We start from the raw sequence: 26,328 nt of genomic DNA, 5'->3' as shown, positions 1-26,328 counted from the left end.
ACCCGCACCACCCGCTCCACATCCCCTACCCGTCAGACAGAAAGCGATTCCCCATGACCCGCTTCACCCTCCGCAGGAAGGCCACCGTCGCCGGTGTCCTGCTCGCGGCCACGACGCTGGCCATCACGGCCTGCTCGGGCAGCGCCGACCTCCCCGGCAGCGACCCCAGCGCCTCCTCGTCGACCAAGGACGCCGTCTTCGCCGACGCGCCCGTGGCCGGCAAGGACCTGATCATCCCCGGCTCGACCATGGAGAAGATCAAGAAGCGCGGCAAGCTCATCGTCGCCGAGGCGCTCGACGCCCCGCTGCTCTCGCAGCAGGACCCGACGAACCCCGACCAGGTCAACGGCTTCGACGCCGACCTGGCGAAGCTGCTCGCGATCTACATCCTCGGCAAGCCCGAGGTCGAGATCGTCCCCCCGGCGTCCGAGACCCGTGAGGCGATGCTGCAGAACGGCACGGTCGACGTCGTGTTCAACACCTACACGATCACCGAGGAGCGGGCGACGCAGATCGACTTCGCCGGCCCCTACTTCGAGTCCGGCCTCGCCGTCGCCGTCAAGTCCGACAACAAGGACATCAAGAGCGAGAAGGACCTCGACGGCAAGAAGGTCATCGTCGGCGCCAACACCCCGGCCGTGACCGAGGTGCCGAAGATCGCCCCGAAGGCGACCGTCACCGCGTTCGGCACCGACCCGGCCGCCGTTCAGGCGCTCATCCAGGGCCGCGGCGACGCCTACGTGCAGGACTACACCCTCCTCGCCAGCGACGCCGCCAGCGAGAAGCAGATCAAGGTCGTCGGCCAGCCCTTCACCAAGGAGCCGTACGGCATCGGCCTGCAGCACGGCGACTCGGACTTCAAGAAGTTCATCAACGAGTGGCTGAAGAAGATCCAGGACGGCGGCCAGTGGGGCCAGGCGTGGAAGACCACGCTCGGCACCGTGACCGACTCGGACATCCCGACCGCACCGGAGATCGGTTCCGTCCCCGGTTCCTGATCCGCTGCACCAGACCGGCCGGATGCGCGTGGAGACGCCCCCCACGTCCGCGCGCGTCCGGCCGACCCACCTCCCCTCCTCTTCCCTGACGCCCCTTCGCGAGTGAGTGAGCGATGAACCCCCTGATCGACAACCTCGGGCCGCTGGCCCAGGCCCTCGGAACGACGCTGCTCATGGCCGTCGTCGCGGGCGTCGGCTCGATCGTGCTCGGCGTGCTGATCACGGTCGCGCGCGTCAGCCCGATCCCGGTGCTGCGCGCGGCGGCGTTCCTCTACGTCCAGTTCTTCATCAACGTGCCGCTGCTGGCGCTCCTGCTGCTCGCGGTCTTCGCCCTCCCCGACGCCGGCGTCCTCCTCCCCCTCACGCCCACGGCCACCATCGTGCTGATGGTCTACGAGGCCGCGTACGTGGCGGAGGCCGTGCGCTCCGGCGTCAACACCGTCCCTGTCGGCCAGGTGGAGGCGTCGCGCGCGCTGGGCCTGACCCTCGCCCAGTCGCTGCGGTACGTCGTCGTGCCGCAGGCGCTGCGCGCGGTGGTCCAGCCGATCGGAAACGTCATGATCGCCCTCGCGATGAACACCGCGCTCGCCGCCGCCGTCGGCGTCGTCGAGCTGACCGCCGAGGTGAACAAGATCAACCTCGTTGCGGCCCAGCCCATCCTGATCTTCTCGAGCGCCGGCATCGTCTACATGGCGATCGCGCTCGCCATCGGCCTCGCCGCCGGCTGGGTCGAGCGGAAGGTGGCGATCGCCCGATGACCGCGCAGCTCATCCCGGACCGTCCGGCGCCCGCCCGTGCCCGCAAGCCGCGTCGTCGTTACGATGCCGCGTTCATGTACGACGTGCCCGGCCCGCGCGGCCGCCGTCGCATCGCCATCGGCTCGGTCGTCAGCATCCTCGTCATCGTCGCCGTGCTCGGCGCCGGGCTCTGGCAGTTCGCCTCGCACGGCCAGCTCGCGCCGGAGCGCTGGGCGCCCTTCACCCAGTGGTCGATCTGGCTGTACCTGCTCAACGGGCTCTGGGGCACCCTCCAGGCCGCCGCGCTGGTCGCCGTGCTCGGCGGTGCGCTCGGCGTGCTGCTCGCGCTCGGCCGGATCAGCGGACTGCGCTGGCTGCGGTTCGTCTGCGGGCTCTACATCGAGATCGCCCGCACCGTGCCGGTGCTACTGGTCATCTACCTGATGCTGTTCGGCCTCCCCCAGCTCGGCATCAACCTGCCGACCATCTGGAAGCTGGTCGTGCCGCTGACCATCGCGAACTCCGCCGTGTTCGCCGAGATCATCCGCGCCGGCATCGCCAGCCTCCCGCGGGGCCAGCAGGAGGCGGCGCTCAGCCTGGGCCTGCGCTCGGGCCAGGCGATGCGCTACGTCGTGCTGCCGCAGGCGTTCCGCAACGTGGCGCCGTCGCTCGTGACGCAGCTCGTCAGCCTCCTGAAGGACACCTCGCTCGGCTACATCGTGGCGTGGACGGAGCTGCTCTACCGCGGCCAGGTGCTCGCGTCGTACCTGCACCTGCTGATCCCCACCTACGTCGCAGTGACGGTCATCTACCTCATCGTCAACGGCAGCCTGTCGGCTTTCGCGTCGCGGCTGCAGCGCGGCCCGCGCCGGCGCCGCCCCTCCACCCAGCCCGTGCTGCCCGCCCTGCCGGCCGCCGGGGACGACGACACCGCGCTCACCGGGCACGGGTCGACCGAGAACACGAAAGCACCGCATGCCTAGCACCGCCTCCCCCCTGCCCGCCGTCGAGCCCGCCGTCGAGGAGCTCGCCGAGCTGGCCGCCGTCCGCCGGTCGGGCCTGATCGAGAGCCGGCACTTCGGGAGCCTCGTGGCGGTCGACCCGTCGGGTGCCACGGTGCTCGAGCTGGGCCTCCCGGACGCGGTGATCCTCCCCCGCAGCACGGTGAAGCCGCTGCAGGCGCTCGCGTGCCTGACCGCGGGCGCGGAGCTCGCCGGCCCCGAGCTCGCCATCGCCGCGGGCAGCCACACCGGCGAGGACGAGCACGTGCGCGTCGTGCGCGAGCTGCTGGCACGCGCGGGCGTCGACGACGAGGCGCTCGGCTGCCCGGTCGACCGGCCGGAGGACGAGGGCACGTTCGAGCGGATGATCCGCGCCGGGGAGCCGCGCGCCCGCGTGCGGATGAATTGCTCGGGCAAGCACGCCGCGATGCTGCTGGCCGCCGCGACCAACGGCTGGCCGACCGAGGGCTACCTCGACCCGCAGCACCCGCTGCAGCAGCACATCCGCGCGACCATGGCGGAGGTGACCGGCGTCCCGGTCGGCGCCGACGCGATCGACGGCTGCGGCGCGCCGCTCTTCGGCACGACCGTCCGCGGGATCGCTCGCGCCTTCGGCCGCCTGGTGCAGGCCGAGCCCGGCACCCCGGAGCGCGCGGTCGCCGACGCGATGCGCGAGCACCCCTTCTACGTGGGCGGCAGCGGCCACCAGAACTCGACGCTGATGGAGACGGTGCCCGGCGCGCTCGCCAAGGGCGGCGCGGAAGGCGTCATCGGCGTCGCGGCGCCCGATGGCACCGCGGTCGCGATGAAGATCGTCGACGGCAGCCCGCGCGCCACCACCCTGCTCGCCCTGCGCGTGCTGGAGGCGCTCGGCACCCCGATCGCCGGCGCGCACGCGCTGGTCGAGCTGCCGGTGCTCGGCGGCGGCGTGCCGGTCGGCGCCATCGAGGTCGGTCGCGACCTGGCCGCCGCGCTGGAGCGCCTGGCGTGAGCCCCTCCTCCCGCGTCCTCGTCGAGATCTGCCTGGACGACCTCTCCGGCGTCGGCGCGGCCGAGCGCGCGGGCGCGGACCGCATCGAGCTGTGCGCTGCGCTCTCCGAGGGCGGGATCACGCCGTCGATCGGCACCGTCGCCGGCGCACTTCAGGCTGCGCGCCGCATCGACGTCAACGTGCTCGTGCGACAGCGGCCCGGCGACTTCGTCTACACGGCGGAGGAGGTGGAGGCGATGGTCGCGGACATCCGTGCCATGCGCTCCCTCCCCCGTGCCGACGGCGTCGCACTCGGCTTCGTGATCGGCGCGCTCGCCCCGGACGGGACCGTGGACCTGCCGGCCACCGCGCGGCTGGCACAGGCGTGCGGCGAAGCTCCCGTGACCTTCCACAAGGCGTTCGATCAGGTCCCCGACCGGATCGCGGCGCTCGAACAACTCGTGTCGCTCGGCGTCACGCGCATCCTCACCTCGGGCGGAGCGCCGAGCGCTCTCGACGGGGCGGCGGAGCTGGGCGAGCTGGTGCGCCGGGCCGGTGACCGGGTGACGATCCTCGCCGGAGGCGGCGTGCGGCCCGCCAACGCGGCTGAGGTCGTCCGGCGGACGGGCGTGCGCGAGGTGCACCTGCGGGCGATGGAGGCGGTGCCGAGCGCATCGTCCACCGCCTCCGTGTACGACACGGGAACGCGCGAGGTGACCTCGGAGGCCGTCGTCGCCGCGGTCGTGGCCTCTGTGAGCGAGGTGGCGGCATGAGCGCCGACGTGATCGTGGGCGGGGCGGCCGGTGCGGCTGCACCCGCCGCCTCCGCGGCCGCCGCCTCCGCCGCCTCCACCGCACCCATCGGCCCCGTCGTCGTCGCCGTCGACCTCGGCGGCACAGCGATGAAGGGCGCCGTCGTGAGCGAGGACGGCCGCGTCGTCGCCGAAGCCACGCGCGCGACACCCTCCGACGGCATCCTGGAGTCGCTGGTCGCCCTCCTCGCCGACCTGCGCGACGGCGCGGTCGCCGACGGGCTGAACGTCGTCGGCGCGGGCGTCGCGACACCGGGCATGCTGGACGAGACGCGCGGATTCGTGCACTACGCCTCCAACCTCGGCTGGCGCGACGTGCCGCTCCTCGACATCGTGCGCGACCGCCTGGGCCTGCCCGTCGCAGTCGGGCACGACGTGCGCGCGGCCGGGCTCGCAGAACGCACCGCCGGTGCGGCGCAGGGCGAGGACGACGTGGTGCTGGTGCCCATCGGCACGGGCGTCGCCGCCGCCCTCGTGACGGCGGGCGGCACCATCACCGGCGCGACGGGCGCTGCGGGCGAGTTCGGCCACATCCCCGTGATCCCCGACGGCGAGCCGTGCACCTGCGGGCAGCGGGGCTGCCTCGAGGTGTACATGTCGGGTGCCGGGGTCGCACGCCGCTATCGCGCGGCCGGCGGCGAGGCGCTGAGCACCCGCGCGATCGTCGCCCGGCTCGGCTCGGACCCGCTCGCCGACCGCATCTGGTCGGAGGCGGTGGCGGTCCTCGCCCAGGGCCTCGACATCCTCACCCTGCTGCTCGACCCGGGTGTGATCGTGCTGGGTGGCGGCGTCTCGCACGCCGGGGCGGCGCTGTTCGACCCGCTCGGCGAGCGGATGTCGGCCGGACTGGCCTGGCGCGAGCGGCCCCGGGTCGTGCGGAGCGCGTTCGGCGGCGACGCCGGGCGCGCGGGGGCGGCACTGCTGGCGTTCGGGGCGGCCGGCGCCTGAGGCCGGACCGTCCGCCTGGCGCGCAACGACAGAGGGGTCCCGACACGCCGCCCGCGCTTGGCGGGAGCGGCGTGTCGGGACCCCTCTGCTGTCGGTCGGCTAGCGGTCGAACCGGATGCTCGCCTGCTCGTCGTTCAGCACGACGACGGGCGTGATCGTGGGGTGACCCGCGGCGCGGATCGCGTCGAGGTCGAACCGCAGCAGCGGGGTGCCCGCGGTGACGGCCGTCTCCGCCTCCACCAGGGGCTCGAAGCCCTTCCCGCCCATCTCGACCGTGTCGATGCCGACGTGGATGAGGAGTTCCACCCCGCCGTCGAGGACCATCGCGATGGCGTGGTTCGTCTTGGTGAGGTGCGCGACCGTGCCGTCGGCGGGCGCCACGACGAGTCCCTCGCTCGGCTCGATCGCGAGGCCGGGGCCCATGATCCCTTCGCCGAACGTCGGATCGGGCACATCGCTGAGGGGATGCACCGCGCCCGCGATGGGCTGGCGGAGCACGAGGACCGTCGAGGCGGCGTCCGCCTCCGTCGCAGCCGACGGCTCAGTGGAAGGGGCTGCCTGCCCGGGCGCCTCCGCGACGGTTCCCGCCGGCACGGCGGCGGGAACGCCTCCAGAGAGCACGCGCTCCATCGCGTCCTTCACGAATTGCACGTTGAGACCGTAGACGACCTGCACGGCGCCCCCGCCCGGCTTCATCGTCCCGGCGGCTCCTGCCCGCTTGAGGGCAGCGTCGTCCACGAGTGACACGTCGGCGACCTGCATTCGGAGGCGCGTGGCGCAGTTGTCCAGCTCGACGATGTTCTCGGCTCCGCCGAGCGCGGTCACGAACCGGGAGGCGGTCGCCGCGTAGCGGTCCTCGCCCGCTTCGGCCGCGTCCGCGGCCTCGTCGGGAGCCTGCTCGTCGTCCTCCCGGCCCGGCGTCTTCAGCCGGAAGCGCAGGATCACGAACCGGAACACGACGAAGTACACGACGAACCAGAACACTCCCATCACCGGCAGGATCCACGGGTTCTCCGCCAGCGGGTTCACCCAGTTGAGCACCAGGTCGATGAAGCCTCCCGAGAAGCCGAAGCCCTCGCGCACCGGCAGCCAGGCGCTGACCGCCAGCGAGATACCGGTGAAGACGGCGTGGATGACGTACAGCCACGGCGCCAGGAACACGAACGAGAACTCGAGCGGCTCGGTGACCCCGACGAAGAACGACGCCACGGCGGACGAGAGCAGGATGCCCGCCACCGCCTTCTTGCGCGCAGTCTTGGCGGTCACGTACATCGCGAGGGCGGCGCCGGGGAGGCCGAACATCATCACCGGGAAGAAGCCGGTCATGTACTGCCCCGTCACCCCGTGGACGCCGTCTCCGGAGAGGAAGTCGTTGAGGTCGTTGATGCCGGCGACGTCGAACCAGAACACCGAGTTGAGCGCGTGGTGGAGCCCGAGCGGGATGAGCATCCGGTTGAGGAACCCGTAGATTCCGGCGCCGATCGGACCGAGGGTGACCACCCAGGTGCCGAACGCCACGAGCCCGCCGTAGACCAGCGGCCACACGAACAGCAGCGCCAGCGCGACGACGAGGGAGAGGCCGGCGGTGACGATCGCCACGGACCGCTTGCCGGAGAAGAACGAGAGCGCGTCGGGCAGCCTGGTGTCTTTGAACCGGTTGTACGAGAAGGCGCCGATCAACCCGCACAGGATGCCGATGAAGGCGTTCTCGACGCTCGAGAAGGCCGGGTCGACCCGCGACGCCGAGACCCCCTGGAAGGCGGCGACGGTCTCCGGGCTCAGCAGCCGGGTCATCGTCAGCCACGAGACCAGCCCGGCCAGCGCGGAGGTGCCGTCGCTCTTGGTCGCCATGCCGATGGAGACGCCGATCGCGAACAGCAGCGGCATGTTGTCGAGGAGCGCGCCGCCGGCCGCGCTGAGGAACGTGGAGGCCACGTTGTCGCCCACGGCGGAGCGGATCCAGTAGCTGACGCCCACCAGGATGGCCGCGACGGGCAGGACGGCGACCGGGAGCATGATCGACCGGCCGAGCCGCTGCATGAACTTCATTCGGGAACCTCTCGACGGGTGAGGAAGGACGGCGACATACTATCTGAGACATCTGACATTCCAGATCGCCCGATGCTCCTGTCGGCCGGCCCCGATAGCCTGACTGCATGCTCACTCCTCCCGTCACCGCCAAGAAGCCGACCGAACGCGTCCACCACGGGGACGTCTGGGTCGACGACTACGAATGGCTGCGCGACAAGGAGGATCCGGCCGTCCTGGCGCATCTCCACGAGGAGAACGCGTACACCAACGCCCGCACCGAGCACCTCGCCGTGCTGCGCGAGCAGCTCTTCGACGAGATCAAGCGGCGCACGCGCGAGACCGATCTGAGCGTCCCGACCCGCGAGGGCGACTGGTGGTATTACACCCGGACCGTCGAGGGCAAGCAGTACGGCATCCACTGCCGGGCGCCCATCGCGTCGCCCGACGACTGGGAGCCGCCGGCGCTCGACGACGAGGCGCAGCGCAACGGGCTGCCGGGCGAGCAGGTGCTGCTCGACGACAACGCCGAGGCGGAGGGGCACGACTTCTACGCCCTCGGGAGCTTCGACGTCAGCGCCGACGGCACGCGGCTGCTGTACGGCGTCGACACCGAGGGCGACGAGCGGTACACGCTGCGGGTGCGATCGCTGGTCGACGACACCGCGTTCCCCGACGAGATCACGGGGACGGGAGCGGGCGCCCTGTTCGACGCGAGCGGCGACTACATCTTCTACACGACCGTCGACGACGCCTGGCGGCCGGACACCGTGTGGCGGCACACCGTCGGCGATGGGCCGTCGACCGAGGACGCCCAGGTCTTCCACGAGCCCGACGAGCGCTACTGGATCGGCGTCGGGATGACGCGCAGTCGCGCCTTCCTCGTCATCGAGGCCGGCTCCAACATCACCAGCGAGACCTGGCTGCTCCGGGCGACAGACCCGACCGGCGACTTCACCGTCGTCTGGCCCCGCAAGGAGGGAGTGGAGTACGACGTCGAGCACGCCGTCGCGAACGGCCACGACCGCCTCCTGATCGTGCACAACGACGGCGCCGTCAACTTCGAGCTCGTCAGCGTCGCGGCCGACGACCCGCAGGGCGACCGGCGGATGCTGCTGCCGCACGATCCCGCGGTGCGAATCGAGGGCGTCGACGCGTTCCGCGACTTCGTCAGCCTGGAGTACCGGCGCGAGGGCATGACGCGCGTCGCCGTCGCGCGCGTGCCACAGGGCGACGACCGCGACGACACCCTCCACGAGCTCCACTTCGACGAGCAGCTGTTCACCGTCGGTGTCGGCGGCAACCCGGAGTGGACCCAGCCTCACCTGCGCCTCGGCTACGGCAGCTTCGTCACGCCGTCGAGCGTCTACGACTACGAGGTGCGCTCCGGAGAGCTGACCCTGCGCAAGCAGCAGCCGGTGCTCGGCGGGTTCGACCCGTCGCTGTTCGAGCAGCGGAGGGAGTGGGCGACCGCGCCGGACGGCACCCGCATCCCGATCTCGCTCGTCTACCGCAACGACCTCGTCACGCCGGGTGAGCCGGCCCCGCTCGTGCTGTACGGGTACGGGTCGTACGAGGCGAGCATGGACCCGTCGTTCAGCATCCCGCGGCTCAGCCTGCTCGACCGGGGCGTGGTCTTCGCCATCGCGCACGTGCGCGGCGGAGGCGAGCTCGGCCGGCTCTGGTACGAGCACGGCAAGAAGCTGCACAAGCGCAACAGCTTCACCGACTTCGTCGCGTGCGCCGAGCGGCTCGTCGACGAGGGCTGGACCACGCCCGACCGGCTCGCCGCCCAGGGCGGCAGCGCGGGCGGTCTGCTGATGGGCGCGGTCGCGAACCTCGCGCCGCGCCTCTTCGCCGGCATCCTGGCCGAGGTGCCCTTCGTCGATCCGCTGACGACCATCCTCGATCCGTCACTGCCGCTGACCGTCATCGAATGGGACGAGTGGGGCGACCCGCTGCACGATCCCGAGGTCTACGACTACATGAAGTCGTACGCCCCGCTCGAGAACGTCCACCACACCCGGTACCCGCGCATCCTGGCGGTCACCAGCCTGAACGACACGCGCGTCCTGTACGTCGAGCCGGCGAAGTGGGTGGCGCGCCTGCGGGACGTCGCGGATGCCGACGCGCTGCTCAAGACCGAGATGGCTGCCGGCCACGGCGGCGTCTCGGGCCGGTACTCGGCGTGGCGGGAGCGCGCCTTCTCGCTGGCGTGGCTGCTCGACGTGGTGGGGGCGCACCCGAGCGGGGAGTGAGGACGGGGCGGTCGGCCCCGGGCGCTCAGCCCGGCCGTCAGCCCAGGTCGTCCGGGTCCTTGCCGGTGCGCTCGCCCGTCTCGAGGGAGGCGATGGCCTGGAGGTCGTCGGCGTCGAGTTCGAAGCCGAACACCTCCAGGTTCTCGCGGATGCGCTCGCGTGTGGCCGACTTCGGGATCACGACGTTGCCCAGCTGCAGCTGCCAGCGGATGACCACCTGGGCCGGAGAGACGCCGTGCTTCGCGGCGAGCCGGTCGAGCGTCGGGTCGCCCAGCACGCGGCCGCGGGCCAGCGGCGACCACGCCTCTGTCACGATGCCGTGCTCGGCGTCGTAGCGGCGCACCTCCTGCTGCGGCAGCCAGGGGTGCAGTTCCACCTGGTTGACCGCCGGGACGACGTCGGTCTCGCGGGCGAGCCGGTCGAGGTGGTGGGTGTGGAAGTTGGCGACGCCGATCGAGCGGGCGCGGCCCTCCTCGCGGATCCGCTCCAGCGCGCGCCAGGTGTCGACGTACTTGTCGTGCTTCGGCGCCGGCCAGTGGATGAGGAACAGGTCGACCGTGTCGAAGCCGAGCCGGTCGAGGCTCGCGTCGAAGGAGCGCAGGGCCGAGTCGTAGCCGTTCTCGGTCCACCACACCTTCGTCGTCACGTACACGTCGCCGCGGGCCAGCCCGCTGCGACGCACCGCCTCCCCCACGGCTCGTTCGTTCTCGTAGAACGCGGCCGTGTCGATGTGCCGGTAGCCGGCATCCAGGGCCGTGAGCACCGCCTCCACCGTCTCGGCCTCGGGGATCTTGTACACGCCGAAGCCCAGCTGCGGGATGCTCGAGCCGTCGTTGAGAGGGACCTGGGGGATGCTCGCCATGCCCTTCATTCTGCCGCTCCACGGGCGTACCGATGGAGGTACGACGAAAGGAGAGCACATGGCACTCGACGGAAAGACGATCGCGTTCCTGGTGGGCCCGGAGGGCATCGAGCAGGCCGAGCTGACCGAGCCGTGGAAGGCCGTCACGGAGGCCGGCGGCACACCGAAGCTGATCTCGCAGGAGCAGGGCGAGGTGCAGGCGTTCAACCACCTGACCCCGGCCGACACGTTCCCGGTCGACGTGACGCTCGCCGACGCGTCCGCAGACGCCTTCGACGGGCTGGTCCTGCCGGGCGGCGTCGCGAACGGCGACCAGGTGCGCACCTTCCCCGAGGCGGTGTCGCTGGTGAAGGCGTTCGCCGACGCGGGCAAGCCGATCGCGGTGATCTGCCACGGCGGCTGGGTGCTGGTGGAGGCGGACGTCGTGCGCGGTCGCACCCTCACCAGCTGGCCGAGCCTGCAGACCGACTACCGCAACGCGGGGGCGACCTGGCAGGACCAGGAGGTCGTGGTCGACGACGGCCCGTTCACCCTGGTGAGCTCGCGCAAGCCCGACGACCTGCCCGCCTTCAACCGCGAGCTCGTCGCGGCCTTCGGAGGCTGACCACCGGAGATTGAACGGCGCAGGCTGAGCCCGGCATCCACGCTCCGTGGATGTTGCCTGGCAATGCCGGCCACGGGGGTTGCGGCCCTCCGCGGAGTGCGGAACCGTGGCTGGCTCCTGGAGCAATCGAACGGAAGGAGAGCACATGCTCACCCTCACTGAGAACGCCAGCACGATCGTCAAGACCCTCACCGACCAGTCGCCGACGGAGGACGCGGGCCTGCGCATCAGCAGCAGCAACCCCGACGCCACCGCCTTCGCGGCCTCGGTCGCCGAGGTGCCAGAGCCCGCCGACCAGGTGGTGGAGTCGGGAGGCGCGCGCCTGTTCCTCGAGCAGAGCGCGGCCGTCGTCCTCGACGACAAGGTGCTGGACGCCCAGGTCGACGACCAGGGAGCCGTCAGCTTCGCCATCGGCGCGCTGGCGTAACCCCGCGGGCGTCAGCCCGCGAGCACAGGAAGAATGCCCCGGATCGCTGTGATCCGGGGCATTCTCCTGTGCTCGGCGGCTAGCGTGCCGGCTCGGCCAGCGCTGTCGCGATGCGCGGGAGCACGTGCGGCCAGCCGTGGCCCATGCCCTCCAGGGCGTGGCGGCCGAGCGGCGTGTCGAGGTCGAAGCCCTCGTGGCGGAGGAGGAGGCGGGTGCCCGTCCCCTCCGGCACGAGCGTCCAGCTGATGATCGTGTCGAGCACACCCTCGGCGAAGGTGTAGGCGAGCAGACGCTCCGGCTCCACCGACACCACCTCGCACTGCTGCGTGCCCCACTGGTCCATGTCGAGCGTGAAGCGGTGGCCCACCTCCGGACGCACCTCGGTGGCAGCAGCCCACCATTTCGCGATCAGGGCGGGATCGGTGAGCGCACGCCACACCGCGCTCGGCGGGTGCGGGATGAACTCGTCGCATTCGATGACAGCAGGGGCGGTGTCGGTCATAGTCGGCCTTCCGTGGTTCCGAGTGTGGTCGCCTCGGACTCCGCAGCCTCCTCGTCCAGCGCGGCGGACAGCGCCCGGAGGCGCCCCCTCCAGAACCGCTCGAACGGGTGGAGCCACTCCGCCGCCTCCGCCAGCGCCGCACCCTCGAGGTGGTAGATGCGCTGCTGGCCGCGACGCTCGTCGCGCACGAGGCCGGCGCGGACGAGCACCTGAAGGTGCTCCGACACCGCGGGGCGGCCGACCGGTTGCCCCGCGGCGAGTTCGTTAACCGAACGTGGAGCCTCCAGCAGGGAGGTGAGGATCGCGCGGCGCACGGGGTTGGCCAGCGCGCCGAAGACATCCGAGGACATGCACCGATGTTACGTCGGAGATTCCCGACGTGTCAACATTCTCCGACGGATATCAGTATTTGCCCGCATCGAGCAGGAACTCGACCGCATCCCTCCAGTCGGCCACGATCTTCGTCGGCGGAATGTCCTCCTCGTCCGGGAAGTGGGCCGCGAAGTGGATCTCCGGCTCGCCCTTCACCGGCTCGGCGGTCGCCAGCTCACCGAAGTAGCGGTCCTCGTCCTCGACGTCCACCACCCGCCAGCGCACCGGGGAGCCGCCGGTGGGCTCGATGCGGACGTGGTAGCCGCCGTAGTCGTAGCGGGGGTCCGGGGAGACCGGAGCGGGGCGTTCATCGAGAGTCACCGCTCCGTCATACGCCGCCGCGGCCGGACGCACAACTAGTTCATCTGCCTAGTCATCCGTATCCCGGACAGCGGAGGCGGGATGTGCCGAGCACACTCCTGGAACGAGTTATCCGCCCCTGCCTCTCCGATGTCAATGACTCCACCCGCCTCCGATCCGAAGGTTCAGTGGCTGTGCAACCACGCGAACCACCCGCAACGCGGGGAGCACCCCGCGAACGAAACGGAGGCACCATGACCACGTCAGACGACCCGTCTGCCACGACCCCGGCCACGACGCCGATCTACGACAGCCAGGTGGACGCGACGCGCTGGAGCGAGACCGACACCGCGACCTCCGCCGGCGCAGGCCAGGGCGGCTCAAGCCAGGGCGGCGGAAGCCAGGGCACCGCCGGCCAGGTCAAGGACGAGGCCAAGAACGTCGCCGGCACCGCCGCGGACGCCGGGCGCGAAGTCGCCGGCGTCGCCAAGGAGCAGGCGAAGAACGTCGCGGGCGAGGCGAAGTCGCAGGTCCGCGACCTGTACCACCAGTCGCAGCGCGAGCTGCGCGACCAGGCCGCTCAGCAGCAGGAGCGCGTCGCCGACGGGCTCCGCTCGGTCAGCGACGAGCTGCACCAGATGGCCGCAGCGTCGGACTCGAACGGCGTCGCGAGCGACCTGGTCCGCCAGGCCGCCGACCGCACGCACTCGGTGGCCGAATGGCTCGGCGCCCGCGACCCGGGCTCGCTGCTCAACGAAGTGAAGTCGTACGCCCGGCGCAATCCGGGCACCTTCATCGCGGTCGCCGCCGTCGCCGGCGCGCTGGTGGGTCGCCTCGGGCGGTCGCTCGCCGCGAACGCCTCCGACGACGCCGACAGCTCGGGAACCACCGGCACGGCCGGCTCGCACGACGCGCCGCCGACCACGCCGCCCGCCACCTACACCGCCCCGCCGACCGGCTTCGATGAGACCGGAACGGTCGGAGGCGTCGGGGACGTCGGCTTCGGCGCTCCCGGTGCAGCAGGGCCCGGCGCAGCCGACACGGGCATCTACACCGAGCCGGGCGGCTTCACCGGGACGGGCGGTCTGGACGACACCGGCCTCGACGGAGGCCGACGATGACCGACCCGCTCACCCCCTCCGAGCAGCGGGCCGCGAACGCCTCCCTGGGCGAGCTGCTCGGCGAGGTCAGCCGTGACCTGTCGACGCTGATCCGGCAGGAGATGGAGCTCGCCAAGGCCGAGATCCGCCAGTCCGCCACCCGCGCGGGCAAGGGCGCCGGCCTCCTGGGCGGCGCAGGATACGCCGGCCTCATGGCCGTCTTCTTCCTGTCGATCGCCCTCTGGTGGGCGCTCGGCTACCTGGTGGGCAACGCCTGGTCCGGCGTCATCGTCGCGATCATCTGGGCCATCGTCGCCCTCGTGCTCTACCTGGTGGGCCGCAAGCAGCTCGCCCAGATCAAGGGCGCTCCGCAGACCGTGGAGACCGTCAAAGAATTCCCGGACACCATCAAGCGAAATGAGGAGAACCGATGAGCGACGACCCCGACGTGATCCGCGCCAACATCGAGGCCACCCGCCGCGATCTGAGCGGCGACGTGGACGCGCTGGCCGACAAGGTCACCCCCAGCAAGATCGCGGACCGGCAGGTCCGCAAGGTCAAGGGCGCCTTCCACTCGCTCAGCGAGAAAGTCATGGGCTCCGACGACGACGACGGCTACGGCACCGGCAGCGGTCACCGCTCCCCCGGCGAGCTCGCGAGCGACGCCGGTGACAAGGTCTCCGAGGTCGGCCACCGGGCGGTCGCGAAGGCGCAGGGCAACCCCCTCGCCGTCGGCCTGATCGCCTTCGGCGTCGGCGCGCTGGTCGCCTCCCTCATCCCGCCGAGCCAGAAGGAGCAGGAGCTCGCGGCCGACGTTAAGGAGAAGGCTCAGCCGCTGGTGCAGGAGGTGCAGGGCGTGGCCAAGCAGGTCGCCGATGACCTCAAGGAGCCGGCTCAGCAGGCCGCCCAGCAGGTCAAGGAGACCGCGCAGGAGGCCGCCTCCACCGTCAAGGACGAGGCCCAGACGAAGGCGGGCGAGGTGAAGGACGAGGCCCAGGGCGCGCGCGAGCGCGTGCAGGGCGACTCCTGACAGTCGGACGCCGCACGCGGGCGGACGGCCGGATGACGGCCGTCCGCCCGCGTTCTTTTTCCTGAGAGGAACCAGCCATGTCAGAGATCGGCGCGAGCGAGCGGCTCGCCGACGCTCCCCACCCCGAGGACTCCCGCAAGCCTGGCACGCCGACGAAGCTCGAGAAGCCGTCGTGGAAGCACGTCTTCAAGCGCACCGTCCGCGAGTTCTCCACCGACCAGTGCACCGACATGGCGGCGGCGCTCACGTACTTCGGCGTGCTGTCGCTCTTCCCGGGCATCCTGGCGCTCGTCTCCCTGCTCGGCGTGATCGGCCAGGGGAAGAAGGCCGCCGACCAGCTGCTGCAGATCCTCCAGCAGGTCGCGCCCGGCTCCACGGCGCAGTTGCTGCGGGAACCCATCCAGAACGCGGTGAACTCCCCGGCGGCCGGCATCAGCCTCGTCCTCGGCATCGTGCTCGCGATCTGGTCGGCATCGGGCTACGTCGGCGCCTTCTCGCGTGCGATGAACCGCATCTACGAGATCGACGAGGGACGGCCGTTCTGGAAGCTGCGTCCCACGCAGCTGCTCGTCACCGTCATCACGCTGGTCCTGGTCGGCATCTGCGCGGTGATCCTCGTCGTCTCCGGCCCGGTCACGCGCGCCATCGGCGACGCCCTCGGGCTCGGCACCGCACCCCAGGTGGTGTGGGAGATCGTGAAGTGGCCGCTGCTGCTCGTCATCGTCGTGCTGGTCATCGCCGTGCTCTACTACGCGACGCCCAACGCCAAGCAGCCGAGATTCCGCTGGATCAGCATGGGCGCGATCATCGCGATCCTCGTGCTGGCCGTCGCGACCTTCCTGTTCGGCCTGTACGTCGCCACCTTCGCCAACTACGCGAAGACGTACGGCTCGCTGGCCGGCGTCATCGTCTTCCTGCTCTGGGTGTGGATCGCCAACCTCGCCCTGCTCTTCGGCGCCGAGTTCGACGCCGAGACCGAGCGCGGCCGCCAGCTGCAGGCGGGGATGGAGGCGGAGGAGACCATCCAGCTGCCTCCCCGCGACACCGCCAAGAGCGAGAAGAGCGCGTACAAGGAGGAGAAGCTCGTCGACGAGGCGCGTACTCTCCGCACCGAAGCGGCGCGGAACAACCCGGAATCGAAGGAGAACTGATGAAAGCCATGGTGTATCGCGGCCCGTACAAGGTCCGGGTCGAGGAGAAGGACAGGCCGCGGATCGAGCATCCCGGCGACGCGATCGTACGGGTGACGCTCGCCGCGATCTGCGGCTCCGATCTGCATCTTTATCACGGGATGATGCCGGACACGCGGATCGGGCACACGTTCGGCCACGAGTTCATCGGCGTCGTCGACGAGGTCGGGCCCGACGTGCAGAACCTGAAGGTCGGCGACCGCGTGATGGTGCCGTTCAACGTGTTCTGCGGCTCCTGCTACTTCTGCGTGCGGGGGCTGTATTCCAACTGCCACAACGTGAACCCCAACGCCACCGCGGTCGGCGGGATCTACGGGTACTCGCACACCTGCGGCGGCTACGACGGCGGCCAGGCCGAGTACGTGCGCGTGCCGCTCGCGGACGTCGGCCCCTCCATCATCCCCGACTGGATGGCGGACGAGGACGCCGTGCTGCTGACCGACGCGCTCGCCACCGGCTACTTCGGTGCGCAGCTCGCGGACATCTCGGAAGGTGACACCGCAGTGGTGTTCGGCGCCGGCCCGGTCGGGCTCTACGCCGCTGCCTCCGCCTGGTTGATGGGCGCCGGCCGGGTCGTGGTGGTCGACCACCTCGACTACCGGCTGGAGAAGGCGCGCCAGTTCGCGCATGCGGAGACGTACAACTTCGTGGAGGCCGGCGACATCGTGCGCACGCTGAAGCACGACACCGACGGCCTGGGCGCCGACGTCGTGATCGACGCGGTCGGCGCGGAGGCGGACGGCGCCGTGCTGCAGCACATCACCTCGGCGAAGCTCAAGCTGCAGGGAGGCTCACCGGTCGCCCTCAACTGGGCCATCGACTCCGTCCGCAAGGGCGGCACCATCTCGGTGATGGGCGCATACGGTCCGCTGTTCAGCTCGATCAAGTTCGGCGACGCGATGAACAAGGGGCTCACGCTCCGGATGAACCAGTGCCCGGTCAAGCGGCAGTGGCCGCGGCTGTTCGAGCACGTCCGCAACGGCTATCTCAAGCCGAGTGAGATCGTCACCCACCGGGTTCCGCTCGAGCACATCGCCGAGGGGTACCACATCTTTTCGAACAAGCTGGACGACTGCATCAAGACGCTCGTCGTCCCCGGCGCGTGAGAGCGAGGAGCAGACATGCCGTACACAGCCTCCCAGCACGTGAAGAAGTACTCGCCCGAGGAGCTGCGGGCACGCATCCCCGGGTGGGGCGTCGACAGCGATCCCGCCGACCGGCCCTCGTACCCGCGTGAGCGGCGCGGGCCGGACGGCCAGGGCGAGCCGGCGCCGGGCGTCCACTGGACGTTCCCCCCTCGCCAGGAGCCGTCGGGCAACCGGGAGCGGTCGGTGGAGCATGAGATGCTGCCGCCGGTCTTCGGCACGGCGCAGCCCCTCCACGGCGTCTCCGGCGCGATCCGGCGGTTCGCCTACGACCGCTACAGCGAGGGTCAGACGGCGCACTGGCTGCTGCTGGTGCTCGGGGACCGGGTGGATGCCGTCGGCAGCCACCTGCGATCCTTCGCCACGGCGCGGCCCGACAACCCGGTCACCGAGACGGGCATCCTCGCCGAGCCCGGGCACCGCCCGATCTCGTCGCGCTTCGGACAGAACCGCGCGGACCTCAAGCACACCTGGCTCGACCCGATCATCGTGGTCGGGCCCTGGGTGCTCACGGGCGTGGTGGCCGTGCGTCTGATCGCGAAGCTCGCCCGCCGCTAGCCCGCTCGCCCACGCGCACCGAACGAGGTGCGTCATCCGGTCGCTGTTCCGCAGGAATCACGACCGGATGACGCCCCTCGACGCCGTGGTGGGCGGGCTACGAGGCCGGGACCTCCTCGGGCTCGGCCGGCCGGTCGGCCTCCCGCTCCGGCTCCTCCGTCGCGGCGCCCTGGAACTGCGTCATGTAGAGGTCGTAGTAGGCGCGGCGCTTCGCAAGCAGGGTGGCGTGGTCGCCCTGCTCCACGATGCTGCCGTTCTCCATCACGAGGATGGTGTGGGCGTCGCGGATGGTGGAGAGGCGGTGCGCGATCACGAACGACGTGCGGTCGGTGCGCAGCGCCGCCATCGCGTGCTGCACCAGCAGCTCGGTGCGCGTGTCGACCGACGACGTCGCCTCGTCGAGGATGAGCAGCGACGGGTTCGCGATGAACGCCCGCGCGATGGTGAGCAGCTGCCGCTCGCCCGCAGAGACGTTGGAGCCGTCGGCCTCGATCTTCGTGTCGTACCCGTCGGGCAGCTGGCGCACGAAGCGGTCGACCATGGTCGCCTTGGCGGCCTCCACGACCTCCTCGTCGGTCGCGTCGAGCCGGCCGTAGCGGATGTTCTCGCGGATGGTGCCGGAGAACAGCCACGCGTCCTGCAGGACCATGCCGACCTGGCCGCGCAGCTCGGCACGCGACAGCTCGGTGGTGTCGATGCCGTCGAGCCGGATGGTGCCGCCGTTCAGCTCGTAGAACCGCATGATCAGGTTCACCAGCGTGGTCTTGCCCGCGCCGGTCGGACCGACGATCGCGACCGTCTGACCTGGCTTCACCGAGAGGCTGAGGTCGTGGATGAGCGGCACGGCGGGGTCGTACGAGAAGTCGACCTGCTCCAGCTCGACGCGCCCGTCCGCCCGCTCCGGGAGGTGCTGCGTGTCGTGCTCGGGCGTCTGCTCCTCCGCGTCCAGGAACTCGAAGGTGCGCTCGGCCGACGCGACGCCCGACTGGAGCATGTTCGCCATGCCCGCGATCTGGCCGATCGGCTGCGAGAACTCGCGCGAGTACTGGATGAACGCGGTCGCGTCTCCGATGGTCATCTGGCCCGCCGCCACGCGCAGACCGCCGACGACGGCGATCAGCACGTACGAGAGGTACGAGACGAAGTTCATCGCCGGCATGATCATGCCCGACACGAACTGCGCGCCGACCTGCGCCGCGTGGAGCTTGCCGTTGCGCTCGTCGAACTCCTCCAACATCACCTCGCCGCGGCCGAAGGCGCGCACCAGGTCGAGACCCGAGTACGACTCCTCGATGTGGCCGTTGAGCGATCCGGTCGCGTTCCACTGCTGCTTGAACAGCTTCTGCGACCGGGAGCCGATCACGCCCGCGATGATGCCGGAGAGCGGGATGGAGATCAGCGCGATCAGGGCGAGCTGCCACGAGACCAGGAACATCGCGATCCCGATGCCGATCACCATCAGGACCGACTGGATCAGCTGCGAGAACGCCTGCTGCAGCGCGGTCTGGATGTTGTCGACGTCGTTCGTGACCCGCGACATCAGGTCACCGCGCTGGCGGGTGTCGAAGTAGCTCAGCGGGAGGCGGTTCAGCTTCGACTCCACGTCGGCACGCAGGCGGTAGATCACCCGCATGACGAGCGCGTTGAGGATGTAGCCGTTCCACCACGAGAACAGCGACGCCACCACGTACATCGCCAGCACGATCATCAGCAGGCGGCCGAGCTCGGTGAAGTCGATGCCCTGGCCGGGGACGATGTTCGAGCCGGAGAGCATGTCGGCGAACTGGTCCTGGCCGGCCGCGCGTGCGCCCTGCACCGCCTGGTCGAGCGTGATGCCCTTCGGCAGCGCTCCCCCGATGGCGCCGTTGAAGATCACGTCGGTGGCCTGACCGAGGATCTTCGGCGCGATGACGGTGAGGGCGACCGAGACGACGACGAGGAGGGTCACCCACGCCATCCCGAGCCACTCCGGTCGCAGCAGGCCGAGCAGGCGCTTGAACGACGGCCAGAAGTGCTCCGCCTTCTTGGCGGGGGTGCCGCCGAACATGTCGCCGTCGGACTCCGTCGGCTCGAACTCGTAGTCGAGTTCCTCGAGCGTCGCCTCCTCGGCGAGCCGGCGGGCGGCCTCGTCGGCCTCGGAGCGCTTGCCGCGAGGGTTGCGACGTCCGTTGGTCTTGTCGGTGCTTGCCATCTCAGGCCACCTCCAGGCTCAGCTGCGACTCCACGATCTCGCGGTAGGTCTCGCTCGTCTCGATGAGTTCGTCGTGGGTGCCGCTGCCGACGACCTTGCCGTCGTCGAGCACGACGATGGTGTCCGCCTCGCGGATGGTCGACACGCGCTGCGCGACGACGATCACCGTCGCGTCGCCGGTCGATCGGGAGAGCGCCTGTCTGAGCCGCGCGTCGGTCGCGACGTCGAGCGCCGAGAAGGAGTCGTCGAACAGGAACACCTTCGGGTGCGCGACCAGCGCGCGAGCGATGCAGAGCCGCTGCCGCTGCCCGCCCGAGACGTTGGTGCCGCCCTGGGCGACGCGCTCGGCGAGGCCATGGTCCTTCGCTCGGACGAAGTCCTCGGCCTGGGCGACGCGCAGCGCCTCCCACAGCTGCTCGTCCGTCGCGTCGGGGCGGCCGAAGCGGAGGTTGCTCGCGATCGTCCCCGAGAACAGGTACGGCCGCTGCGGAACCAGGCCCAGGACGCCGGCGAGCTGCTGGCGGGTCAGGGTGTCGACCGGCACGCCGCCGATGCGGACGCGGCCGGACTGCGGGGTGAACAGGTCGGCGATCACCGAGACGAGTGTCGACTTGCCGGAGCCGGTGGAGCCGACGATCGCCGTCACCTTGCCGGGCTCGGCTGTGAAGCTCACGTCGCTGAGCACCGGGTGCTCGGCGCCCGGGTAGCCGAACGTGACGCCGTCGACCTGCACGCGGCCGTCGGCCGGAAGCTCCGCAGCCGGCCCGCCGCGGCTCTCGTCGGATGATGCGGACGGCTCGGCGCTCAGCACCTCGTCGAGGCGCTCGGCGCAGACGATCGCGCGCGGGATCATCATCGCCATGAAGACGCCCATCATGACCGCGACCAGGATCTGCAGCAGGTACTGCAGGAACGCGGTGAGCGCGCCGATCTGGATGTCGCCCGCGTCGACCCGCTGCCCGCCGAACCACAGCACCGCGACCGTCGCCGCGTTGAGGATCAGCATGATCAGCGGGAACATCAGCACGAAGACGTTGCCGACCTTGACCGAGATGCGGGTGAGCGCGGCGTTGGCGTCGTCGTAGCGCGCGGTCTCGAACTTCTCGCGGACGAAGGCGCGGATCACGCGGATGCCGACGATCTGCTCGCGGATGACGCCGTTGACGCCGTCGATGCGCTCCTGCATGACCCGGAACATCGGCAGCAGCATCGTGACGAGGATGCCGACCACGACGAACAGCACCACCACCGAGACCCAGATCAACCACGACAGCCCGGGGTCGACGCCGACGGCCAGGATGATGCCGGCGATGCACATGATCGGCGTCGACACCATGAAGTTCAGCGTCATCAGCACGAGCATCTGCACCTGCTGCACGTCGTTCGTGTTGCGGGTGATCAGGGTCGGCATGCCCCAGCGGGCGAGATCGAGCGATGGGAGACTGTCGACCTTGCTGTAGAACGAGCGGCGGATGTCGCGGCCGACCGACATGGACGCGCGGGCGCCGAAGTACGTCGCGGTGATCGCGGCGGCGACCTGCACGAAGCAGACGATCAGCATCATGCCGCCGGTGCGCCAGATGAAGTCGGTGTCGCCGGTGACGACGCCCTTGTCGATGATCTGGGCGTTGAGGGTGGGCAGGTACAGCGCCGCGAGCGTCGCTATCAGTTGCAGGAGCACGACGGCGACGACGGACCGCCAATAGGGACGGATGAAGCGCAGCGTCATTCGAACGAGAGTCACGATGATTCCCCGGATTCGTGGTGTGGAGTGGGTGCGTGGAGCGCGCGAACGCCCCAGTCAATCAGCCTCCCGCCGGCCCCGAACCGTCACGACGCTGTGTTGAGTGCCCCCCAACAGCGTCTACCGTAGCGCGACCGGACGACATCCGTGCTGGTGCATCCGTTCGCCTCCAGCGTATGGAGCGCTGCGGCCAGCTCGTGTCCGCAATCAGGCGGGCGTGTAGACCAGGTGCAGCACGCCGTTGTCATAGACGTCCTGCTGCCGCAGCCGCAGCCGCGTCGTCGGCGAGCCCTGCGGGAACAGGTGGGCGCCGCTGCCCAGCACGATCGGGTAGACGAAGAGGTGGAGCCGGTCGATGAGCCCGTCGGCGAGGAGGGAGCGCACGAGCGTGCCGCTCCCGCTGACGTAGATAGCGCCTCCCACGCTCTCCTTGAAGGCGCGCACGCGCTCGGTGTCGTAGGCGCCGAGCGAGCGCGAATTCGCCCAGGTCGCCTCCGCGGTCGCGTCGTCGAGGTCGCCGACCACCGTCTTCTGCGTGTCGTTGAAGAAGGGAGCGCCGGGGTCGTCCTCGGCGGTGCGCGTCGACCAGGCGGGCGCGAACATCTCGAACGTCGTGCGGCCGAGCAGGATGGCGTCGGAGGCGCGGGTGATCCGGCCGATGTCCTCGCTCATCTCGGGGTCGAAGCCGAACTCGGCCGTCCAGCGCGGGTCCTCGAAGACACCGTCGAGCGAAATGAACTCGTGGACTGCGATGGCGCCCATCGTCTCCTCCTCCTGTTCAGTGCCCCAGCGCGGCGGGAAGCCGGTCGAGGCAGTCGTTCCAGCCCTGCTCGTGCTCCCGCGCGGCGTCGTCGGTCGGGAAGCCGTCGTGACGCACGGTCAGCACGGTCTCCTCGCCCGACGGCTCCAGCGAGAAGGCGACGGCCGTCTCGTCGTCATCGCCGTCCCAGCGCCAGGTGGTCGCGAGCAACCGGGACGGCTCGACGGTGGTCACCCGCCCGGTGACGCCGATGCCGACCGGCTCGGAGACCACGCGGAACACGCCTCCTTCGCGCGCCTCCACCCGGGCGGTGGCGGCGAAGCGCGGCGGCCAGAACCAGCTCGCCAGCGCGTCCGCGTCGGTGAGCGCGCGCCAGACCCGGTCCGGAGGCGCCGCCAGCCGGCGGTCGACGGTGAGGCCGCTCATGCGGTCCATCCTGCGGCACCGAGCGCGCCGCGTCCAGGGTGCAGGTGCGGCTACTTGTCCTTGCGCAGCTGGAGCAGCAGCTCGGGTGCACGCCGGTCGAGCACGGCGCCGCCGACGCGCACACCGACCACGAGGAGGATCGCTCCGACAACGGCGCCGACGAGCAGCGCAAGCCAGCCCCACACCGCCTGCCGGGTGACCAGCGAGACGATGAAGAGCACCAGCTCCGGCAGGCACAGCACGGCCATCACGCCCCAGGCTGCGAAGGTCGGGCCGATCAGCGAGATGTTGGAGCCCGGACGCGAGCGGAACGGGTTGTCGCCCGGCTCCGGCACCGGGAACACGAATCGTGCCGAGGTGACCGAGCACACCGCCGCCCCCGAGAGCAGCAGGCCGAGCGAGAGCCCGAGGATGCCGGGCACCGGCAGCCAGTCGCCCTCCAGCCCGCCCGAGAGCAGCGACAGGATCACGACGGCCGGGACGCCGAAGGTCAGCATCGCCGAGGCGCGGCCCCAGCGGTCCGCCCGGCCGGGCACGGCCTTGGAGATGTGCAGCGCGAAGGCGGTGGAGTCGTACGAGACGTCGGCGATCATCCCGATCCCCAGCGCGAACGCGACCGCCGGCGCCGAGGCGAAGATGTAGCCGGTGGAGTGGTTGAGGCTCGAGTAGAACCACATCAACAGCGGCATCAGCGGGATGATCAGCAGCTGCCGCAGGTACCGCGGGTCGCGGAACCAGTAGGTGAGGCAGCGCGCGGCGATGGCGCCGGCAGCCGTGCCCGGCAGGATGCCGAAAAGGCCCAGCTTGCCCTGCCCCTTGGAGCGCGAGGAGGCACGGGTCGGCGTGACCAGCGACCGGGCCAGCCCCCAGCGCCAGACGAGCCACAGCAGCGCGATCGTCGCGAGCGCGATCAGCAGCCGCAGCAGAGCGCCGACGGGGTCCCCGGCGGCGACGGCGGACGGGATCGCCCAGACCGCCCCGAGCGGCGACCACGACAGCCCGTCGGCAACAGCAGGGAGGGCGTCGGCCGACGAGCGCAGGCCGCGCGTGACGCCGATGATGATGGGGCCGGCGAGGATCAGCGGGATGAGCACCAGGAGGCCCGACGCCTCCTTGAACCGCCGCCCGGAGGCGAGCCCGCTCGCCATCGAGGTGACCGCGCGCGAGGCGACGATGCAGGTGGCGGCGCCGAGAGCCCCCGTCAGCAGGGCGACGATCGCGACGCCGGGCGCCGTGAGCCAGCTCAACGCAGTCGCGAGCGAGGCGATCGTGGTCGCCGCTCCCGCGACCCCGACGGCGCCGCTCAGCAGCATCCCGACCATCAGGGTGTTCAGCGGGATGGGGAAGACCGCGAGCCGCGCCGGGTCGAGGGTCTGCTCCACGCCCGAGAGCAGCAGCGGCAGCACGGCCCAGCCGAGCACCGCGGCCGAGCCGCCGAGGACCGTGGCCGTGCGCGCGATCTCCGCGGGAACGAACGAGAGGCCGATCAGCGCGGCGAGGATGACGAGCAGCGCGCCGACGGCGTAGATCGCGCCGATGATGACGGCCACGAGCTGCCCGGTGCTGCGGCGGAACGAATTGCGCAGGACGAGCAGGCGCAGCCTTACGAGCGTCGCAACCACTCCGGCCCCTCCCCCACGCGGCGGCCGCCGACGAGCTCGACGAAGCGGTCCTCGAGCGTCGAGCCGGCACGCACCTCGTCCACCGTCCCCGCGGCGACGACGCGGCCGGCGGTGATGACGGCGACGTGGTCGCACATCCGCTCGACCAGGTCCATCACGTGCGACGAGACGATGACGGTGCCGCCGCCCTGCACGTACCCGTGGAGGATGTCGCGGATGTTCGCTGCCGACACCGGGTCGACCGACTCGAACGGCTCGTCGAGCACGAGAACGCGCGGTGCGTGCACCATGGCGGCGGCGAGCGCGATCTTCTTGGTCATGCCCGCGGAGTAGTCGACGACGAGCGTGCCGCCGGCCGACTCCAAGTCGAGGAGGCGCAGAAGGTCGTGGGTGCGCTCCGAGGCGGTCGGCCGGTCCATGCCGCTCAGCAGTCCCGCGTACTCCACGAGCTGCTCGCCGGTCAGCCGGTCGAACAGGCGCACGCCGTCCGAGAGCACGCCGACCAGCGCCTTCGCCTGCAGCGGCTGCGCCCACATGTCGACGCCGTGGATCAGCACCTGTCCGGCGTCCGGTCGCAGCAGGCCGGTCGCCATGCTCAGCGTCGTGGTCTTGCCGGCGCCGTTCGGGCCCACCAGGCCGTAGAAGCTGCCGGACGGCACATCGAGATCGATGCCGTCCACGGCGATCTTCTCGCCGAATCGCTTGTGCAGCCCGCGGATGCTCACCGCGAGCCCGTGGTCGTCGGCCACGCGCACTCCCCCTCCTCGGGCGCTCTGCACCCACGCACCATCACGCCCCTCGCGTCATGGATTCGATCCCAGCGTAGGGGACGCCGCGCCGGGCCCGCGGCCCCCGTCCGGTCCACACGACATCCGGCGCTGTCAAGGGCTCACCGCGTGCGGGACCGGCGCGTAGACCGGGCGCATGGCCTCCACCCTGACCCTCACCTCCAGCCGCCGGCCCGGTGCACCGCGGCTCACCCCGGACGTCGTGCCCGGCGTGCACCGGATCGAGCACGCCTCCACGAACTGCTACATCCTGCAGGAGGGGTCGGCGTGGACGCTGGTCGACACCGCGTTCCCCGCCACGTGGCAGGTGCTCGCCCGTGCCGCCCACCACGTCGGCCTGCGCCTGCGCGACCTGGAGGCGATCCTCCTCACCCACGGCCACTTCGACCACGTCGGCTTCGCCGAGCGCGCCATCGAGGAGCTGGGCACGCCGGTGTACGTGCACCCGGCCGACCGGCACCTCGCCGAGCACCCGTACCGGTACCGCCGGGAGCGCACGCCCGCGGTCTATCCGTTCCTCTATCCGCGAGCCGTGGGTCCCGTCGCCGCGATGGTGGCGGCGGGCGCGCTGCGGGTGAAGGGCGTGAAGGAGGCGCGCGAGCTCACGGGGGCCGGCCCAGTGCTCGTTCCCGGCCGGCCGAAGGTGGTCTTCAGCCCCGGCCACACCGACGGTCACTGCGCGCTGCATCTGCCCGACCATGACGCGCTGCTCACCGGCGACGCGCTCGTCACGCTCGACCCGTACAAGGGCGAGCGCGGCGCGCAGATCATCGCGGGCGCCGCGACCGCGAACTCGGAGCGCGCACTCGCGTCGCTCGACGCGCTGAGGATCACGGGCGCGCGCGTGCTGCTGCCCGGCCACGGAGAGCCGTGGCTCGACGGGGTGGAGGCGGCGGTCGCGGCGGCCAGGGCCGTCGGGAAGAGCTGAGCGGTCGGCCAGAGCTGAACGGTCGAGA

At 70.9% G+C, this 26,328-nt stretch carries 27 protein-coding genes; 16 read left to right on the top strand and 11 right to left on the bottom strand.

The features are described 5' to 3' along the window. Positions 1-53: 53 nt before the first annotated feature. From P5G50_RS05995 to P5G50_RS05970, 6 genes are all read left to right on the top strand, one after another. Entirely contained in the window at positions 54-998 is a 945-nt protein-coding gene (locus P5G50_RS05995; RefSeq protein WP_301210442.1) for a glutamate ABC transporter substrate-binding protein, read from the top strand. Positions 999-1,111: 113 nt separating this feature from the next. After that, positions 1,112-1,756, top strand: a complete 645-nt coding sequence (locus P5G50_RS05990) for an amino acid ABC transporter permease (RefSeq protein ID WP_301210441.1) — start codon at positions 1,112-1,114, stop codon at positions 1,754-1,756. Continuing rightward, positions 1,753-2,718 (top strand): amino acid ABC transporter permease, encoded by a 966-nt coding sequence (locus tag P5G50_RS05985; protein ID WP_301210439.1) that lies wholly within the window; start codon positions 1,753-1,755, stop codon positions 2,716-2,718. Before P5G50_RS05990 ends, P5G50_RS05985 begins: the two co-directional genes overlap by 4 nt. After that, on the top strand, positions 2,711-3,727 hold the full coding sequence (locus P5G50_RS05980; RefSeq protein WP_301210437.1) for an asparaginase: 1,017 nt from the start codon (positions 2,711-2,713) through the stop codon (positions 3,725-3,727). Before P5G50_RS05985 ends, P5G50_RS05980 begins: the two co-directional genes overlap by 8 nt. Continuing rightward, the gene (locus P5G50_RS05975) at positions 3,724-4,479 is read left to right on the top strand and encodes a copper homeostasis protein CutC (RefSeq protein WP_301210436.1); all 756 of its coding nucleotides are present in this window, start codon (positions 3,724-3,726) and stop codon (positions 4,477-4,479) included. The genes P5G50_RS05980 and P5G50_RS05975 overlap by 4 nt, the downstream gene beginning before the upstream one ends. Continuing rightward, positions 4,476-5,465 (top strand): ROK family protein, encoded by a 990-nt coding sequence (locus P5G50_RS05970; RefSeq protein ID WP_301210434.1) that lies wholly within the window; start codon positions 4,476-4,478, stop codon positions 5,463-5,465. Before P5G50_RS05975 ends, P5G50_RS05970 begins: the two co-directional genes overlap by 4 nt. Before the next feature lie 99 nt (positions 5,466-5,564). On the opposite strand, the gene nagE is transcribed toward P5G50_RS05970, so the two are convergent. Beyond that, positions 5,565-7,514: an N-acetylglucosamine-specific PTS transporter subunit IIBC gene (gene nagE, locus P5G50_RS05965; RefSeq protein ID WP_301210433.1), complete on the bottom strand. Its 1,950-nt coding sequence runs from the start codon at positions 7,512-7,514 to the stop codon at positions 5,565-5,567. A gap of 107 nt (positions 7,515-7,621) precedes the next feature. On the opposite strand from nagE, the gene P5G50_RS05960 reads away from it, so the two are divergent. Next, positions 7,622-9,751 carry a S9 family peptidase gene (locus P5G50_RS05960; protein WP_301210432.1) on the top strand — a complete coding sequence of 710 codons (2,130 nt, stop codon included), beginning with the start codon at positions 7,622-7,624 and terminating at the stop codon, positions 9,749-9,751. A gap of 37 nt (positions 9,752-9,788) precedes the next feature. Here the strand turns inward: P5G50_RS05960 and P5G50_RS05955 are convergent, their stop codons facing one another. Further along, a complete protein-coding gene (locus P5G50_RS05955; RefSeq protein ID WP_301210431.1) occupies positions 9,789-10,613 on the bottom strand; it encodes an aldo/keto reductase in 825 nt (274 codons plus the stop codon). 58 nt (positions 10,614-10,671) lie between these two features. Between P5G50_RS05955 and P5G50_RS05950 the strand changes: the two genes are divergently transcribed. Both P5G50_RS05950 and P5G50_RS05945 read left to right on the top strand, forming a co-directional pair. Continuing rightward, the gene (locus P5G50_RS05950; RefSeq protein ID WP_301210430.1) at positions 10,672-11,217 is read left to right on the top strand and encodes a type 1 glutamine amidotransferase domain-containing protein; all 546 of its coding nucleotides are present in this window, start codon (positions 10,672-10,674) and stop codon (positions 11,215-11,217) included. 145 nt (positions 11,218-11,362) lie between these two features. Further along, a complete protein-coding gene (locus P5G50_RS05945) occupies positions 11,363-11,644 on the top strand; it encodes a Fe-S cluster assembly protein HesB (protein WP_301210429.1) in 282 nt (93 codons plus the stop codon). Between the two features lie 79 nt (positions 11,645-11,723). Here the strand turns inward: P5G50_RS05945 and P5G50_RS05940 are convergent, their stop codons facing one another. The 3 genes from P5G50_RS05940 to P5G50_RS05930 are packed head-to-tail and all read right to left on the bottom strand — an operon-like array spanning position 11,724 to position 12,839. Further along, positions 11,724-12,146 carry an SRPBCC family protein gene (locus P5G50_RS05940; RefSeq protein ID WP_301210428.1) on the bottom strand — a complete coding sequence of 141 codons (423 nt, stop codon included), beginning with the start codon at positions 12,144-12,146 and terminating at the stop codon, positions 11,724-11,726. Continuing rightward, complete coding sequence (locus P5G50_RS05935; RefSeq protein ID WP_301210427.1) at positions 12,143-12,496, bottom strand: ArsR/SmtB family transcription factor; 354 nt, start codon at positions 12,494-12,496, stop codon at positions 12,143-12,145. Before P5G50_RS05935 ends, P5G50_RS05940 begins: the two co-directional genes overlap by 4 nt. Positions 12,497-12,548: 52 nt before the next feature. Continuing rightward, on the bottom strand, positions 12,549-12,839 hold the full coding sequence (locus P5G50_RS05930; RefSeq protein ID WP_301210426.1) for a hypothetical protein: 291 nt from the start codon (positions 12,837-12,839) through the stop codon (positions 12,549-12,551). A 233-nt stretch (positions 12,840-13,072) separates the two neighbouring features. Between P5G50_RS05930 and P5G50_RS05925 the strand changes: the two genes are divergently transcribed. The 6 genes from P5G50_RS05925 to P5G50_RS05900 all read left to right on the top strand — a co-directional run bounded on the left by P5G50_RS05925 (position 13,073) and on the right by P5G50_RS05900 (position 17,841). Beyond that, a complete protein-coding gene (locus tag P5G50_RS05925) occupies positions 13,073-13,939 on the top strand; it encodes a hypothetical protein (RefSeq protein ID WP_301210425.1) in 867 nt (288 codons plus the stop codon). Continuing rightward, on the top strand, positions 13,936-14,352 hold the full coding sequence (locus tag P5G50_RS05920; protein WP_301210424.1) for a phage holin family protein: 417 nt from the start codon (positions 13,936-13,938) through the stop codon (positions 14,350-14,352). Before P5G50_RS05925 ends, P5G50_RS05920 begins: the two co-directional genes overlap by 4 nt. Then, entirely contained in the window at positions 14,349-14,948 is a 600-nt protein-coding gene (locus P5G50_RS05915) for a DUF3618 domain-containing protein (RefSeq protein ID WP_301210422.1), read from the top strand. The genes P5G50_RS05920 and P5G50_RS05915 overlap by 4 nt, the downstream gene beginning before the upstream one ends. A gap of 77 nt (positions 14,949-15,025) precedes the next feature. After that, a complete protein-coding gene (locus P5G50_RS05910) occupies positions 15,026-16,099 on the top strand; it encodes a YihY/virulence factor BrkB family protein (protein ID WP_301210420.1) in 1,074 nt (357 codons plus the stop codon). Continuing rightward, entirely contained in the window at positions 16,099-17,244 is a 1,146-nt protein-coding gene (locus P5G50_RS05905) for a zinc-dependent alcohol dehydrogenase (protein ID WP_301210418.1), read from the top strand. The genes P5G50_RS05910 and P5G50_RS05905 overlap by 1 nt, the downstream gene beginning before the upstream one ends. Positions 17,245-17,259: 15 nt before the next feature. Then, complete coding sequence (locus P5G50_RS05900; RefSeq protein ID WP_301210416.1) at positions 17,260-17,841, top strand: hypothetical protein; 582 nt, start codon at positions 17,260-17,262, stop codon at positions 17,839-17,841. A gap of 97 nt (positions 17,842-17,938) precedes the next feature. Here P5G50_RS05900 and P5G50_RS05895 read toward each other — a convergent pair whose 3' ends face one another. From P5G50_RS05895 to P5G50_RS05870, 6 genes are all read right to left on the bottom strand, one after another. After that, on the bottom strand, positions 17,939-20,032 hold the full coding sequence (locus P5G50_RS05895; RefSeq protein ID WP_435870842.1) for an ABC transporter ATP-binding protein: 2,094 nt from the start codon (positions 20,030-20,032) through the stop codon (positions 17,939-17,941). A 1-nt stretch (position 20,033) separates the two neighbouring features. Continuing rightward, entirely contained in the window at positions 20,034-21,776 is a 1,743-nt protein-coding gene (locus P5G50_RS05890; protein WP_301210414.1) for an ABC transporter ATP-binding protein, read from the bottom strand. Between the two features lie 207 nt (positions 21,777-21,983). Further along, on the bottom strand, positions 21,984-22,538 hold the full coding sequence (locus P5G50_RS05885) for a dihydrofolate reductase family protein (RefSeq protein WP_301210412.1): 555 nt from the start codon (positions 22,536-22,538) through the stop codon (positions 21,984-21,986). 16 nt (positions 22,539-22,554) lie between these two features. After that, entirely contained in the window at positions 22,555-22,962 is a 408-nt protein-coding gene (locus P5G50_RS05880; RefSeq protein ID WP_301210410.1) for an SRPBCC family protein, read from the bottom strand. A gap of 50 nt (positions 22,963-23,012) precedes the next feature. Further along, complete coding sequence (locus P5G50_RS05875; protein WP_301210408.1) at positions 23,013-24,584, bottom strand: transporter; 1,572 nt, start codon at positions 24,582-24,584, stop codon at positions 23,013-23,015. Continuing rightward, a complete protein-coding gene (locus P5G50_RS05870) occupies positions 24,566-25,339 on the bottom strand; it encodes an ABC transporter ATP-binding protein (protein ID WP_301210406.1) in 774 nt (257 codons plus the stop codon). Before P5G50_RS05870 ends, P5G50_RS05875 begins: the two co-directional genes overlap by 19 nt. 169 nt (positions 25,340-25,508) lie before the next feature. Between P5G50_RS05870 and P5G50_RS05865 the strand changes: the two genes are divergently transcribed. Next, the gene (locus tag P5G50_RS05865) at positions 25,509-26,300 is read left to right on the top strand and encodes an MBL fold metallo-hydrolase (RefSeq protein WP_301210405.1); all 792 of its coding nucleotides are present in this window, start codon (positions 25,509-25,511) and stop codon (positions 26,298-26,300) included. Positions 26,301-26,328: the final 28 nt, after the last annotated feature.

This window comes from Leifsonia williamsii, from assembly GCF_030433685.1.
GTDB lineage: Bacteria > Actinomycetota > Actinomycetes > Actinomycetales > Microbacteriaceae > Leifsonia > Leifsonia williamsii.
The sequence above is the reverse complement of the archived record's forward strand: the minus strand, read 5'-3'. Positions and strand labels throughout refer to the sequence as shown.